The organism is Pseudomonas sp. LAIL14HWK12:I7 (assembly GCF_000483465.1).
Classification (GTDB): domain Bacteria; phylum Pseudomonadota; class Gammaproteobacteria; order Pseudomonadales; family Pseudomonadaceae; genus Aquipseudomonas; species Aquipseudomonas kermanshahensis.
This window is the reverse complement of record NZ_AXYZ01000012.1, coordinates 131,228-145,053: the sequence shown is the minus strand read 5'-3', so window position 1 is coordinate 145,053 and position 13,826 is coordinate 131,228. Positions and strand designations below refer to the sequence as shown.

At 62.8% G+C, this 13,826-nt stretch carries 12 protein-coding genes; 5 read left to right on the top strand and 7 right to left on the bottom strand.

The window, feature by feature from the left end; genetic code table 11:
• Positions 1-2: 2 nt before the first annotated feature.
• The 4 genes from pqqC to D886_RS0113070 are packed head-to-tail and all read left to right on the top strand — an operon-like array spanning position 3 to position 3,951.
• Positions 3-758: a pyrroloquinoline-quinone synthase PqqC gene (pqqC, locus tag D886_RS0113085; RefSeq protein ID WP_027594362.1), complete on the top strand. Its 756-nt coding sequence runs from the start codon at positions 3-5 to the stop codon at positions 756-758.
• A complete protein-coding gene (gene pqqD / locus D886_RS0113080; protein ID WP_027594361.1) occupies positions 755-1,030 on the top strand; it encodes a pyrroloquinoline quinone biosynthesis peptide chaperone PqqD in 276 nt (91 codons plus the stop codon). The genes pqqC and pqqD overlap by 4 nt, the downstream gene beginning before the upstream one ends.
• Entirely contained in the window at positions 1,002-2,162 is a 1,161-nt protein-coding gene (gene pqqE / locus D886_RS0113075) for a pyrroloquinoline quinone biosynthesis protein PqqE (protein ID WP_027594360.1), read from the top strand. The genes pqqD and pqqE overlap by 29 nt, the downstream gene beginning before the upstream one ends.
• Positions 2,128-3,951 carry a S9 family peptidase gene (locus tag D886_RS0113070; protein ID WP_033694192.1) on the top strand — a complete coding sequence of 608 codons (1,824 nt, stop codon included), beginning with the start codon at positions 2,128-2,130 and terminating at the stop codon, positions 3,949-3,951. Before pqqE ends, D886_RS0113070 begins: the two co-directional genes overlap by 35 nt.
• A gap of 33 nt (positions 3,952-3,984) precedes the next feature.
• Here the strand turns inward: D886_RS0113070 and D886_RS27820 are convergent, their stop codons facing one another.
• Positions 3,985-4,143 carry a YqaE/Pmp3 family membrane protein gene (locus tag D886_RS27820; RefSeq protein ID WP_007904205.1) on the bottom strand — a complete coding sequence of 53 codons (159 nt, stop codon included), beginning with the start codon at positions 4,141-4,143 and terminating at the stop codon, positions 3,985-3,987.
• Between the two features lie 272 nt (positions 4,144-4,415).
• Positions 4,416-5,696, bottom strand: coding sequence for an aspartate aminotransferase family protein (locus D886_RS0113060; RefSeq protein ID WP_027594358.1), 1,281 nt, complete (start codon positions 5,694-5,696; stop codon positions 4,416-4,418).
• 211 nt (positions 5,697-5,907) lie between these two features.
• On the opposite strand from D886_RS0113060, the gene D886_RS0113055 reads away from it, so the two are divergent.
• Positions 5,908-6,831 (top strand): LysR family transcriptional regulator, encoded by a 924-nt coding sequence (locus D886_RS0113055; RefSeq protein ID WP_027594357.1) that lies wholly within the window; start codon positions 5,908-5,910, stop codon positions 6,829-6,831.
• Between the two features lie 281 nt (positions 6,832-7,112).
• Here D886_RS0113055 and D886_RS0113050 read toward each other — a convergent pair whose 3' ends face one another.
• From D886_RS0113050 to bioD, 5 genes are all read right to left on the bottom strand, one after another.
• Entirely contained in the window at positions 7,113-8,891 is a 1,779-nt protein-coding gene (locus D886_RS0113050) for an acyl-CoA dehydrogenase C-terminal domain-containing protein (RefSeq protein ID WP_027594356.1), read from the bottom strand.
• Positions 8,892-9,014: 123 nt separating this feature from the next.
• Positions 9,015-10,298: a diguanylate cyclase gene (locus D886_RS0113045; protein ID WP_027594355.1), complete on the bottom strand. Its 1,284-nt coding sequence runs from the start codon at positions 10,296-10,298 to the stop codon at positions 9,015-9,017.
• A 260-nt stretch (positions 10,299-10,558) separates the two neighbouring features.
• Positions 10,559-12,364 (bottom strand): phenylacyl-CoA dehydrogenase, encoded by a 1,806-nt coding sequence (locus D886_RS0113040; RefSeq protein WP_027594354.1) that lies wholly within the window; start codon positions 12,362-12,364, stop codon positions 10,559-10,561.
• Between the two features lie 364 nt (positions 12,365-12,728).
• The gene (locus tag D886_RS0113035) at positions 12,729-13,025 is read right to left on the bottom strand and encodes a hypothetical protein (protein WP_027594353.1); all 297 of its coding nucleotides are present in this window, start codon (positions 13,023-13,025) and stop codon (positions 12,729-12,731) included.
• Between the two features lie 112 nt (positions 13,026-13,137).
• The gene (gene bioD, locus D886_RS0113030) at positions 13,138-13,818 is read right to left on the bottom strand and encodes a dethiobiotin synthase (protein ID WP_027594352.1); all 681 of its coding nucleotides are present in this window, start codon (positions 13,816-13,818) and stop codon (positions 13,138-13,140) included.
• Positions 13,819-13,826 lie beyond the last annotated feature (8 nt).

Here is a 13,826-nt window from a genome sequence, read left to right as displayed (position 1 = left end):
TGATGAGCGACCCGTTGCCGATGTCCCCTGCCGAATTCGAGCAGGCCCTGCGCGCCAAAGGTGCCTACTACCATATTCATCACCCGTATCACGTGGCGATGTACCAGGGCCGCGCCAGCCGCGAGCAGATCCAGGGCTGGGTAGCCAACCGCTTCTACTACCAGGTCAACATCCCGATGAAGGATGCCGCGATCCTGGCCAACTGCCCGGACCGCGAAGTACGCCGTGAGTGGATCCAGCGCCTGCTCGACCATGACGGCGCGCCTGGCGAAGACGGCGGTATTGAGGCCTGGCTGCGCCTTGGCCAGGCCGTGGGCCTGGACCCTGATCAACTGCGCTCCCAGGAGCTGGTACTGCCCGGTGTGCGCTTTGCCGTCGACGCCTACGTCAACTTCGCCCGCCGCGCCAGTTGGCAAGAGGCGGCCAGCAGCTCGCTGACCGAGCTGTTCGCCCCGCAGATCCACCAGTCGCGCCTGGACAGCTGGCCACAGCACTACCCCTGGATCGACCCCGCCGGTTACGAATACTTCCGCACGCGCCTGGGCCAGGCGCGGCGTGATGTCGAGCACGGCCTGGCAATCACCTTGCAGCACTACACCACCCGTGCGGGCCAGGAGCGTATGCTGGAGATCCTGCAGTTCAAGCTGGATATTCTTTGGAGCATGCTCGATGCCATGAGCATGGCCTACGAGCTGAACCGCCCGCCTTATCATTCGGTCACCCAGGAACGGGTCTGGCACAAGGGGATCGCCCTATGAGTTTCGATCGCAAGCAAGTGCCCAACTGGCGCCCTGGCTACCGCTTCCAGTACGAGCCGGCACAGAAAGGCCATGTGTTGCTGTACCCCGAGGGCATGATCAAGCTCAACGAAAGCGCTGCGCTGATCGGTGGCCTGATCGATGGCCAGCGCGACGTCGCGGCAATCATTGCCGAACTTGCGCGGCAGTTCCCCGATGTGCCGGAAGTTGCCGACGACATCGAGCAGTTCATGGAGGTGGCCCGTGGCGAACACTGGATCGTCCTCGCCTGAGTTGCCGGCCACGCCCGAGGTCGGCTTGCCGCTGTGGCTGCTGGCCGAGCTCACCTACCGTTGCCCGCTGCAATGCCCGTACTGCTCCAACCCGCTGGACTTCGCCGCCCAAGGCCAGGAACTGAGCACCGCGCAGTGGTTCAAGGTGATGGCCGAAGCGCGAGAAATGGGCGCCGCGCAGATTGGTTTCTCCGGCGGCGAACCGCTGGTGCGCCAGGACCTCGCCGAGCTGATCGGTGAGGCCCGTCGGCTGGGCTACTACACCAACCTGATCACCTCCGGCATCGGCCTGACCGAAGCCCGCATCGCCGAATTCAAAAAAGCCGGCCTGGACCATATCCAGATCAGCTTCCAGGCCAGCGACGAGCAGGTGAACAACCTGCTGGCCGGCTCGAAAAAGGCCTTCGCGCAGAAGCTGGAGATGGCCCGTGCCGTGAAGGCCCACGGCTACCCGATGGTGCTCAACTTCGTTACCCATCGGCACAACATCGACAAGATCGACCGCATCATCGAGCTGTGCATCGCCCTCGAAGCCGACTTCGTCGAGCTCGCCACCTGCCAGTTCTATGGCTGGGCGCACCTCAACCGCCTGGGCCTGCTGCCGACCCGCGCGCAATTGGAGCGCGCCGAGCGCATCACCAACCAATACCGTGACAAGCTCAAGGCCGAGGGCAACCCCTGCAAGCTGATCTTCGTCACCCCGGACTATTACGAAGAGCGCCCCAAGGCCTGCATGAATGGCTGGGGCAGCCTGTTCCTGACCATCACCCCGGACGGCACCGCCCTGCCCTGCCACGGCGCCCGCCAACTGCCGGTGCAGTTCCCCAACGTGCGTGACCACGACCTGCGGCATATCTGGTACGACTCGTTCGGCTTCAACCGTTTCCGCGGTTACCAATGGATGCCTGAGCCCTGCCGCTCGTGCGATGAGAAGGAAAAGGACTTCGGCGGTTGCCGTTGCCAGGCCTTCATGCTCACCGGCGATGCCAGTAACGCCGACCCGGTGTGCGCAAAATCGGCTGACCACGGCATCATCCTCAAGGCCCGCGAGGAGGCAGAAACCGCCCAACTCGCGATTGAAGAGATGACCTTCCGCAATGAACGAAACTCCCGTGTCATCGCTCGCGGCTGAATTCAGCGCAGCCCAGGCCGTTGCTGCAGGCACCGACTTCGCCGAGCTCAAGGTCAGCCCAGCCGGGCTGTTCTGGAACGAATTTCGCCCGGCCGATGGTGCCTGCCGAATCTGGCACTGGCACCAGTACCAAGCCCAGTGCCTGACACCGGGTGGCTTCAGTGTGCGCAGCCGGGTGTACGAATACGGCGGCGGCAGTTTCTGCGTCGGCGGTGACGGGCTGGTCTTCGTCAACGAAACGGATCAACAGGTGTATACCCAAGGGCTGGACGGCGAAGTGCCGCGCCCGCTGACCCAGGCTGACGACTGCCGCTACGGCGATGTGCACTGGCATGACGGCCAGGTGCTGGCAGTCGAGGAGCACCATGGGCCAACCGTGGAGCATCGCCTGGTTGCCCTGCGCGAAGGCGCCCGCGAGGTGCTGGCTGAAGGTGCCGACTTCTACGCGTCACCCACCTTGAGCAGCGACGGGCAGCGCTTGGCCTGGGTCGAATGGGACCGCCCGGCGCAACCTTGGACACAGACGCGCTTGCTGCTGCGCGAGCGTGATAGCAGCGGCGCCTGGGGGCCTGCGCGCTGCGTGGCGGGCTTGGACGAATCCCTGCAACAACCGCGTTTCGATGCGCAAGGCCGCTTGTATTGCCTGTCGGACCGCAATGGCTTCTGGCAGCCCTGGGGGGAGATCGCCGGGCACTGGCAGGCCCTGCCTGCCGAACCCGCCGACCATGCCGGCGCGCCCTGGCAACTGGGTACCAGCACCTGGCTCGCCCTGGGGCCGCAACGCTATGTAGCCAGTTGGTTCGAGGATGGCTTTGCGCAGTTAGGGCTGATAACCGCGAACCAGCAAGTGGAGCGTTTTGCCAGCGCCTACACCCGCTTTCGCAGCCTGGCGATGGATGCCGGGCAGCTCTATGCCATCGCCGCCTCGCCCGTCAGCCCACCCGCCGTCATTGCCATCGACCTGAGCAATCATGAGGTGCGGGTACTGGCCGGTGGTGCCGAGGTGCTGCCCGCCGAATGCATCAGCAAGCCGCAGGCCATGCGCTACGCCAGCGGCAACGGTATCGCCCATGGTTTCTTCTACCCGGCCATGAACGCCAAAGCGCCCGCGCCCTTGGTGGTGTTTATCCATGGCGGGCCGACCTCGGCGTGCTACCCAGCGCTCGACCCACGCATCCAGTATTGGACCCAGCGCGGCTTCGCCGTCGCCGACCTCAATTACCGCGGCAGCACGGGTTATGGCCGGGCCTATCGCCAGGCGCTGCACCTGCGCTGGGGCGAGAGCGATGTCGAGGATGCCTGCGCGGCGGTTGCGCACCTAGCGAGTCTGGGGCTGATCGACCCGAGCAACGCCTTCATTCGCGGCGGCAGCGCGGGCGGCTACACCACGCTATGTGCTTTGGCCTTCCATGATGTGTTCCGGGCCGGCGCCAGCCTGTATGGCGTCAGTGACCCTGTCGCACTGGGCCGCGCCACGCACAAGTTCGAAGGGGATTACCTGGACTGGTTGATCGGCGACCCGCTGCAGGACGCCGAACGTTATCGCGCACGCACGCCTCTGCTGCATGCAGCTCAGATCAAGGTGCCAGTGATTTTCTTCCAGGGTGAGCTGGATGCGGTGGTGGTGCCAGAGCAGACGCGCCTGATGCTGGACGCCCTGAAGGCAAATGGCATTGCAGCCGAGGGGCACTTCTATGCGGGAGAACGGCACGGGTTCCGTAATGCACAGAACCTGGCGCATGCGTTGGAAGAGGAATGGGCGTTTTATTGCCGGGTGTTGGGCCAGTAAAGCCAAGGGGGCCGCACTGCGGCCCCGCGTTTCTTAGCGCTTGGCGATGATATACACCGCGTGCACGATCCCCGGAATGTACCCACACAGCGTCAGCAGAATATTCAGCCAGAACGCCCCGGCAAAACCCACCTGCAGAAACACCCCAAGCGGCGGCAGCAAGATGGCGATGATGATGCGAATGAAGTCCATGCAAGTCTCTCCTGAAGGGTTACAACAGAGACTAGCCGCGCGTCGTAGAGGTTCCACGTTGGGCGCCAGGTAAAAAGGTAAAGATAGGGTGAAGGCTGCCAAGTGCTTGTCTTGGTTTTTGAGGTGGTGCGCAAATCGAGCGCCGCGCGGGCGGCGCTCGATCTTCCAGGCGCAGAAGATCCAGCGACAAGCACCCCAAAAAAAACGCCCCGGGCCAAATGAAACAGGCCAGGGGCGATGCGCAGGAACGCCAGACGGTTCGTTGAATTCGGTTACGCCGGCATTTCGCGGCGGGCTTGCTGCTGTGCATGCAGGCGGGCAAAGGCGCGGGCCAGGCGCAGGAGCATTTCGTCGATGTTGCCCTTGCTCACGGTCAGCGCCGGCGAGAAACGCACCACATCCGCCTGCGGTGCATTGAGCAGCAGGCCTTCATGCAGGGCGGCCGTTACCAGGTTCTGGGCGACGCCTTCGTGCAGTTGCAGGGCCCACAGCAGCCCCAGGCCACGCACCTCGCCCTGGCCATAACGGCCAGCCAGGCGGCTCAGGCCTTCGCGCAGGTGGCGGCCGCTGTCCTGCACATGCTCGAAAAAACCAGGCTCCAGCACGGTGTCCAGCACTGCCAGGCCTGCCGCGCTCATCAGCGCGTTGCCATGGTGGCTGCCTTCCAGCTCACCCGGTTCGGCGCAGCAAGCGGTGCCGCGTGCCAGCAAGGCGGCCAGCGGTACCCCACCGCCCAAGCCCTTGCCCAGGGTGATGATGTCGGCACGTACCCCGTAAATCTGCTCGGCGAGCAGCGCACCACACCGGCCGATACCGGTCTGGACTTCATCCAGAATCAGCAGGATGCCCAGCTCGCGGCACAGCGTTTCGACGCCTTTGAGGTACGCCTGTGTGGCGGGAATAACGCCCGCCTCGCCCTGGATCGGCTCAAGCATGATCGCCACGGTGCGCGAGTTCACTTCCGCATGCAGTGCCGCCAGATCATTGAAAGGCACCTTGCTGAAGCCCGGCAGCCCAGGCTCGCAGCGATTGCACGGCAGCGGGTCAGAGGCTGACAGCGCGCCCAGGCTGCGGCCGTGGCAAGCCTGGCTGGCGGTGATGATGTGATAGGCGCCATTGCGGTGCAGCTGGCCCCATTTGCGCGCCAGCTTGATCGACCCTTCGCACGCTTCGGCGCCGCTGTTCAGCAGGTAGGCCTGGTCGCTGCCGGTGCTCTGGCACAGGCGGTTGACCAGCGCCAGCCGGCCGCGGCTGTGAAACCCCGAACCCGGGTTGATCAGCGCCTGGGCCTGATTGCCCAGCGCCTTGACCAGTACGCTGGGGCTGTGGCCGAGGCTGTTCACCGCGCCGCCCTGGGTGAAGTCCAAGAAGGCATGCCCTTCGCTGTCCCACAACCACGAGCCCTGGCCGCGCACGAAAACCTGCGGGGCACGTTCGGTACTCGGCATCAGGCGCTCACGGGACAACTGCGGCGCATCCGCCACGGTCACCGGCGCACGCTCGGGCTCGGCGACGGCGGCGGCAGCCGAGCGACGCAGGTTGAACAGGTTCATCAGGGCTCCAACCAATCACGGTAAAGGGCGGCCAATGTGCGGTCTTGATGCCGGCACTTGATATTCAGCCTTGCCTATCAAAAGTGTTTTTCATCCGGGGTAACAATCCGGCCCGATGACCGCTGTAACCCACTGGAATACGGCGATAGACTAGGCGCCACGACGGGTTTCGACCATTTCGTTTTTCCAGCATTTTCGATAAGTGTTACTTATGGATTTCCGCCAACTGCGTTATTTCGTCGCGGTGTACGAAGAAGGCCATGTCGGCCGTGCCGCCGAGCGCCTGTCTTTGTCCCAACCCGCGCTTTCCCAGCAAATCCGCCAATTGGAGCACAGCCTCGACCTGAGCCTGTTCGAGCGCAGCAACAAGCGCCTGCTGCCGACCTTGGCCGCCCACACGCTGTACAACCATGCCCTGCCGCTGCTCGATGGCCTGCAACGGGCCCATGAGGCCATGCGCAACTTCAAGGGCCAGTCTTTGCGTACCCTGGCCATCGGCGTGCTGCAGACCGTGCGGCCCAGCCTGGTGCCGCAGTTGCTCGAACGCTTGCGCAAGGCCCAGCCGCACCTTGTGGTGCAAATCTACGAGCTGTCGGGGCTGGAAATCGAACGGCGCCTGCTCAATGGCAGCCTGGACATCGGCATCAGTTACCTGCCACCGCGCCAACCCGGGCTGCATGGCCTGTTGCTGTACGAAGATGAACTGCAGTTGGTCATCCCCGACACCCATCCCTTGAAGGACTTCAAGAAGGTGTCGATCCGCCAGGCCGCTGAACTGCCCATGCTGATGTTGGGCGAAGAGTTTCAGATTCGCCAGATCTGGCAGGCGCAACTGGCCAGCCAGGGCCGTCGGCCGCAGGTGCAGGCAGAGATGAACAACATGGCGGGGATTCTCGACAGCCTGGCCCATACGGCGCTGGCTACCATCTTGCCGGGGCGGGCCAAGGACGCGGCCGAGGATGACCAGGGGCTGCTGTGGAAGCCATTGAGCGAGCCGCGGGTGCCGCTCAAGGTCGGGCTGGTGTTCCGCGATGCGCAGCGCCAGCAAGCCTCGGTGGAGCTGCTGCGTACCTTACTGGAAGAAGAGACAGACGCGCGCCAGCTGGGAGGCTCGCCTTTGGATGTGCTGGGCTGACAAAAAAACGTGCACAAAGAAAACCCCGCCGAAGCGGGGTTTTCCAGACTGTTTCCCTGTGACATCCGTATCGCCCCGCCATCCTGGCAGGTGGTCCTTCGTCGTCTTCCTTGATCTGTCCTTTGCGCTTCCTGCGCAACGTCCATGTGGTAAAGATTACCTGTGGATCCAATCTGAGAACAGTGGTGAAAAGTCACCACGTTGTGTAGGAAAAAGCTTACAAAGGGGATTCATTCCCAGACATGCCAATACTGGGGGCCGCAAAGCGGCCCCACAAGCTATCAAAACTGCTCAGCGTCCAGCAGGTACAGCGACTCACTCCCCGCCTTCACCGACGCCACCAGCGAATCCACCCGTGGCAGCAACCGTGCAAAGTAGAACCGCGCCGTACCCAGCTTGCCCGAGTAGAACGCTTCATCCCCCTCACCCGCCTGCGCCGCACGCGCCATCAGCGCCCACATGTAGCCATAGGCCACATAACCAAAGGCATGCAGGTACTCTACCGAGGCCGCGCCAATTTCATTGGGGTTGCCCTTGGCCTGCTCCAGCACCCACTCGGTCAGCCCGTCCAGCTGGTCGAGGTAAGCGCCGAGCGGCTTGGCGAACTCGTCCAGCGCGCTGTCAGCACCGGCGATGAAGCGGCGGATCTCGTCCGAGAAGAGCTTGTAGTACGCGCCGCCACTGGCAACCACCTTGCGCCCCATCAGGTCGAGGGCCTGGATGCCGTTGGTGCCTTCGTAGATCTGCGTAATCCGCACATCACGCACCAGTTGCTCCTGGCCCCACTCACGAATGTAGCCATGCCCACCGAACACCTGCTGGCCGTGCACCGCGCACTCCAGGCCCAGGTCGGTGAGGAAGGCCTTGGCCACCGGCGTCAACAGGGCTACCAGCTCTTCACTGCGCTTGCGTGTGGTGGCGTCTTCGCTGTATTTGGCACTGTCGAGTTGCAGCGCCACGTAGCTCGAGAAGGCGCGCCCGCCTTCGATCAAGGCTTTCATGGTCAGCAACATGCGCCGCACATCAGGGTGGACGATGATCGGGTCGGCAACCTTATCCTTGGCGTGCGGGCCGGTCGGGGCACGGCTCTGCAGCCGGTCACGGGCGTATTCCACGGCATTTTGGTAGGAACGTTCAGCCGATGCCAGGCCCTGAATGCCGACACCCAGGCGCTCGTAGTTCATCATGGTGAACATGGCCGCCAAGCCCTTGTTGGGCTCACCGACCAGGTAACCGACCGCTTCGTCGAAGTTCATCACACAAGTGGCGGAGGCTTGAATACCCATCTTGTGTTCGATCGAGCCGCAAGTGGCCGGGTTGCGCGCGCCCAGGCTGCCGTCTGGGTTGACCAGGAACTTGGGCACCAGGAACAACGAAATGCCTTTCGGCCCGGCGGGCGCGTCCGGCAGCTTGGCCAACACCAAGTGGATGATGTTCTCGGTCAGGTCGTGCTCACCACCGGTGATGAAGATCTTGGTGCCACTGACCTTGTAGCTGCCGTCGGCCTGGGGTTCGGCCTTGGTGCGGATGATGCCCAGGTCGGTGCCGGCATGGGGCTCGGTCAGGCACATGGAGCCAGCCCAGACGCCGGCGTACATGTTGGGCAGGTACTGTTGCTTGAGCGCTTCACTGGCGTGGGCATTGATCGACAGGCAGGCACCGGCAGTCAGCATCGGGTACAGGCCGAAGGCCAGGCTCGACGCGTTGACCATTTCCTCGACCTGGGCCGAGATAACCTTGGGCATGCCCATGCCGCCGAACAAGGGATCGCCACCAACGCCCACCCAGCCACCTTCAGCGTAGGTGTTGTAGGCCTCGATGAAGCCGGCCGGCGTGCTGACCGCGCCGTTGTCCCAGTGGCAGCCCTCTTCGTCGGCGGCGCGGCTGAGTGGGGCGATGGTCCTGGCCGTCACCTTGCCGGCCTCTTCCAGCACAGCGAGGGCGGTCTCGGCATCCACCACTTCGGCCAGCGCGGGCAACTGCGCCCATTGCTCGGTCACGTTGAAGACTTCATTCAAAACGAAGCGCATGTCGCGCAGGGGCGCTTTATAGTCGGCCATGACAACCTCTCACTAGTAGGGTCGGGGCGGTCTCGGGGAACCGCGACACTGGGTTGCAGGCAGTGTAACCGAACAACTTTTACGAGACATAGGGTCATCAGCTGACCGCATAGTCTTGTTTGGTCACGCCATGCGGACCGCCCCACGTTGCGATTGTTGCCCATGCACCATGACACAATTGCGCCCGGCCTCTTTGGCGCTGTACAGCGCCTGGTCGGCCGACTTGAGCACCGCCTCCGGGTTGCGATGATCGGCCTGGCGCTCGGCCACACCGATACTGATGGTCACCGACACCGTACCCGCGCCGCTGCCAGCACGGCGCTGACGCCCTGTCGAATCATCCTGCGGTCGGCTGTTCTGGTCGCGCAGCTGCATCGCATAGTTAGCAATCACCCCGCGCACAGCTTCCACATGCGGCACGCATTCTTCAGCCGTCTTGCCCGCAAAGACCAGGGCAAATTCCTCGCCACCATAACGGTAGGCGCGGCCGCCACCGGTGACCTTGGACAACCGGCTGGCAACCAGGCGCAACACCTGGTCGCCGACATCGTGGCCGTGGGTATCGTTGAATTTCTTGAAGTGGTCGACGTCGGTCATGGCGATCACATAGTTGCGCCCCAGCCGCTGCATACGCTCGTTCAAAGCACGGCGCCCCGGCAGGCCAGTCAGCTCGTCGCGGAAGGCCATCTGATAGGCCTCGTGCGCCACGGCCGCGGCAATCATCAACATCACCTGGCTGCACATGATGTTCAGGGTAAACGGCAGGATGAACGTCTGCGGCAGCATCCAGAACAGGCCGATCAGGCCAATGACCTGCGCCGCATGCAACGGCCTGGGCGCACGCAGGTACTGCACCACCAGCAGGATGAACACGCCGAGGAACAGCGGGTAGACCATCTGGATCAGGCTCATCCACTGGCCATGCAAGGCCGGCCAGCGAATCTCTGCCAGCCAGGCCAGCAGCGCGTCGGGGTAGCTTTGCTCCAGTGCCACCGCAACGCTGGCAACGGCGAACAACACGGCGAAGCGGGCGACCAGGTCCTGCAGCAGGTGGGTGCGCTCCTGCCAGGCGCCATACAGCCCGAACAGGGCCGGCAGCAGCAGGCACACCAAGTGGAAGATGACCGCAGCGTCCGCACGCACGTGGCCGTTGTCGCGGTAGAAGTCGGTCTGGGTGTCGAGCAGGAAGTAGGCGATGTACACCGTGACCATCAGAAACAGCTCACGCTGGCGTCGGTAAACAGCACAGTAAGCACCGCCCAATAGCAGGACCAAGGTGGGCAAGACATTGAACAGCGATGTGAAAAAGACACTGAGGTCTCTTACGTAAGCCGCCGCAAGGCCTGCCAGCAAGAGAAACAGCGAAGGCAGGAAGTGAGTTACGCGTACAGCATCAAGACGAAACAAGGGTAATCTCCAACCCGGCAGATCAATAGTGGCATTGTGCCCTTATTTCATCGGCAGCGCGCGTGAACAGTTGAATACAGATCTGATGCCGCCCTCTGTAGGAGCAGCCTTGTGCTGCGAAGAGGCCGGTATGACAAACGATTTTCTGTGGCCGTTATGGCCTCTTCGCAGCACAAGGCTGCTCCTACACAGGCATCTGGCTGCAGAAAAAAAAACCCGCCTGCCGGTGAGGGCAGGCGGGTTTTTGTGCACGCGGTGGATCAGTAAGAGAGGCCGAAGTGCTCTTCGTCCATCGCCATCAGGTTCCCAGCACCCGACAGCATGGTCGCCACATGGGTACGGGTGCGCGGCAGGATGCGCTGGAAGTAGAAGCGCGCGGTCTGCAGCTTGGCGGTGTAGAACGCCACTTCTTCAGTACCGGCAGCCAGCTTCTCGGCAGCCAGGCGAGCAATGTCGGCCCAGAAGTAAGCCAGGCAGGCGTAACCGGAATACATCAGATAGTCGACCGAAGCGGCACCCACTTCTTCGCGATCCTTCATGGCCGCCATACCCACTTTCATGGTCAGCTCGCCCCATTCCTTGTTGATGGCCGCCAACGGCTCAACGAACTCTTTGACCGCCTCGTTGCCTTCCTGCGCCTGGCAGAACTTGTGCACGATCTTGGTAAAGCCCTTCAGCGCTTCGCCTTGGGTCATCAGCACTTTACGGCCGAGCAGGTCCAGCGCCTGGATACCGGTGGTGCCTTCGTACAGCATGGAGATACGGCTGTCGCGCACGTTCTGCTCCATGCCCCACTCGGCGATGAAGCCATGGCCACCGTAGATCTGCACGCCGTGGTTGGCAGCCTCGAAACCGACTTCGGTCATGAAGGCCTTGGCGATCGGGGTCATGAAGGCCAGCAGGGCGTCGGCTTTTTTGCGCTCTTCCTCGTCCTGGCTGTACTTGACGATATCCACCTGCTTGGCGGTGAAGTAGACCATGGCGCGGTTGCCTTCGGCGAAGGCCTTCATGGTCAGCAGCATGCGGCGTACGTCCGGGTGGACGATGATCGGGTCAGCCGCCTTTTCAGGGGCTTTAGGGCCGGTCAGCGAACGCATCTGCAGGCGCTCACGGGCGTATTTCAGGCCACCCTGGAACGCCACTTCGGCGTGGGCCAGGCCTTGCAGCGCGGTGCCCAGGCGAGCAGTGTTCATGAAGGTGAACATGCAGTTCAGGCCTTTGTTGGCCGGGCCGATCAGGTAGCCGGTAGCGCCGTCGAAGTTCATCACGCAGGTGGCGTTACCGTGGATCCCCATTTTGTGCTCGATCGAGCCACAGGTCACCGCGTTGCGCTCACCGATAGCGCCTTCGGCGTTGGGCAGGAACTTGGGCACGATGAACAGCGAGATGCCTTTGGTGCCGGCCGGTGCATCGGGCAGGCGGGCCAGGACGATATGGACGATGTTATCGGCCATGTCGTGCTCACCGGCGGAGATGAAGATCTTGGTGCCGGACACTTTGTACGACCCGTCGGCCTGTGGCTCGGCCTTGGTGCGCAGCATGCCCAGGTCGGTACCGCAGTGCGGCTCGGTCAGGCACATGGTGCCGGTCCACTCGCCGCTGACCAGCTTGGTCAGGTAGGTGTGCTGTTGCTCTTCGGTGCCGTGCTCGGAAATGGTGTTCATCGCGCCATGGGACAGGCCTGGGTACATGCCCCACGACCAGTTCGACTCACCGACCATCTCGCTCAGGGCCAGGCCCAGCGACTCTGGCAGGCCTTGGCCGCCGTGGGCCACGTCGTGGGCAAGGCTCGGCCAGCCACCTTCGACGAATTGCTCGTAGGCCGCTTTGAAACCGGTCGGCGTCTTCACGCCCGACTCGCTCCAGGTGCAGCCTTCCTGATCGCCAACGCGGTTCAGCGGGGCCAGTACCTGCTCACAGAACTTCGCGCCTTCTTCGAGGATCGCGTCGACCATGTCGGGCGTGGCGTCCTGGCAACCCGGCAGGCTCTGATAATGCGCTTCGTAGCCGAGCAGTTCGTCGCGAACGAAACGGATATCACGCAAGGGGGCTTTGTAGTCAGGCATTGCGATGAACCTCTGTGATGAGTTCGGGGGTGATCGGAACTGCCGGCAAGGCTTGGCGGCCGTCGATCAAACAGTTGTTTGAAACTTACGTTTAGCGCGAGCGGATGTCAAGGAGGGACGATAGTGCCATTTGCGCCACGAAAAATGGCGTTTACGCCACCCCACACATGAAATGTACACAACCCCTTGTAGGAGCAGCCTTGTGCTGCGAAGAGGCCAGCGATAAAAACGAACATCCCTGGGTGTTTAGCGGCCTCTTCGCAGCACAAGGCTGCTCCTACAGAGGGCGCGCAGGGGCGCAATGAGGCGCAAGGGAAGCCCGCGCCCACAAAGGAAGAGTCGCTAAGTTGAGTGCCGCGAGGGATCAGGCGTAGGTGTCGATGATCCGGCCGAGCATTTCGTCGGATGCCTTGACGACTTTCGCGCCAAGCTCCACTTCATGTTTGCCCAGTGCCAGTTGCACGGTACTGGTGGCCAAATCCATCTGCTGGCTGCGATCAACAGCGCGCAGACGCTCAGCCTGGAAGTCGCTCGACTGGCTGGTGGCGGTGCGTTCGGCGGTACTGTTGGCGATCTGGCTGGCGGCTTGATCGACGCGGTTCTGGCCGCTTTGGATTGCGCTGAGGCCCGCGTAATAGGCGGAGCTGCCGGTGATTTCCATGTCAGGACTCCATTGACGCTGGATGACGAACAGGCCTCATTAAAGCAGCAGATGGCAGAAAAGGCCCGTTTAAATCGTTAATGGCCCAGTGCCAGTCGATAGGCAGCGGCCGTTAATCCAGCAAATCCAGTTGCAAATGCTCTGCCACCATATCGGCACTCGCCAGCTTCAACTTCGGTACCCGCCCCAGGCAAGGCGCCGGCAAGCGCTCGGCGAGGCTGGCCAGGTTTTCTTCCAGGCGCGATGTGCGCGGTTCGATGATATTCGCCACCCAGCCCGCCAGTTGCAGCCCATCGCGGGCAATCGCTTCGGCGCTGAGCAAGGCATGGCTGATACAGCCCAGGCGCACCCCAACCACCAGGATCACCGGCAGTTGCAGGGCAATGGCCAGGTCAGACAGGTTGGCCTGGCCCGACAGCGGCACACGCCAGCCACCGGCGCCTTCGATCAACGTGAAGTCGGCGTTTTGCTGCAGCACGTTACGCATCGCCGCCAGCAGCTCGGGCACACCCAGCGTGACGCCGGCCTCGCGTGCGGCGACATGGGGTGCGATCGCAGGCTCGAAGGCGAATGGGTTGACCTGTTCGTACGGCAATTTGATCGTGCTTTCATCGATCAGCGCCTGTGCGTCGCTGTTGCGCAGCCCCTTTGCGGTTACCGTGCAACCCGACGCCACCGGCTTGGCGCCCAATGTGCTCATGCCCTGCAACCGCGCTGCATGCAGCAGGCCGGCAGCAATCGTGGTCTTGCCGACATCGGTATCGGTACCGGCAATGAAATAGGCCTGGCTCATCTGACTCC

Coding starts and splice junctions, on each gene's coding strand:
- pqqC (WP_027594362.1), top strand. CDS start 3: ATGAGCGACCCGTTGCCGATGTCCCCTGCCGAATTCGAGCAGGCCCTG.
- pqqD (WP_027594361.1), top strand. CDS start 755: ATGAGTTTCGATCGCAAGCAAGTGCCCAACTGGCGCCCTGGCTACCGC.
- D886_RS0113070 (WP_033694192.1), top strand. CDS start 2,128: ATGAACGAAACTCCCGTGTCATCGCTCGCGGCTGAATTCAGCGCAGCC.
- D886_RS27820 (WP_007904205.1), bottom strand. CDS start 4,143: ATGGACTTCATTCGCATCATCATCGCCATCTTGCTGCCGCCGCTTGGG.
- D886_RS0113060 (WP_027594358.1), bottom strand. CDS start 5,696: ATGAACCTGTTCAACCTGCGTCGCTCGGCTGCCGCCGCCGTCGCCGAG.
- D886_RS0113055 (WP_027594357.1), top strand. CDS start 5,908: ATGGATTTCCGCCAACTGCGTTATTTCGTCGCGGTGTACGAAGAAGGC.
- D886_RS0113050 (WP_027594356.1), bottom strand. CDS start 8,891: ATGGCCGACTATAAAGCGCCCCTGCGCGACATGCGCTTCGTTTTGAAT.
- D886_RS0113040 (WP_027594354.1), bottom strand. CDS start 12,364: ATGCCTGACTACAAAGCCCCCTTGCGTGATATCCGTTTCGTTCGCGAC.
- D886_RS0113035 (WP_027594353.1), bottom strand. CDS start 13,025: ATGGAAATCACCGGCAGCTCCGCCTATTACGCGGGCCTCAGCGCAATC.
- bioD (WP_027594352.1), bottom strand. CDS start 13,818: ATGAGCCAGGCCTATTTCATTGCCGGTACCGATACCGATGTCGGCAAG.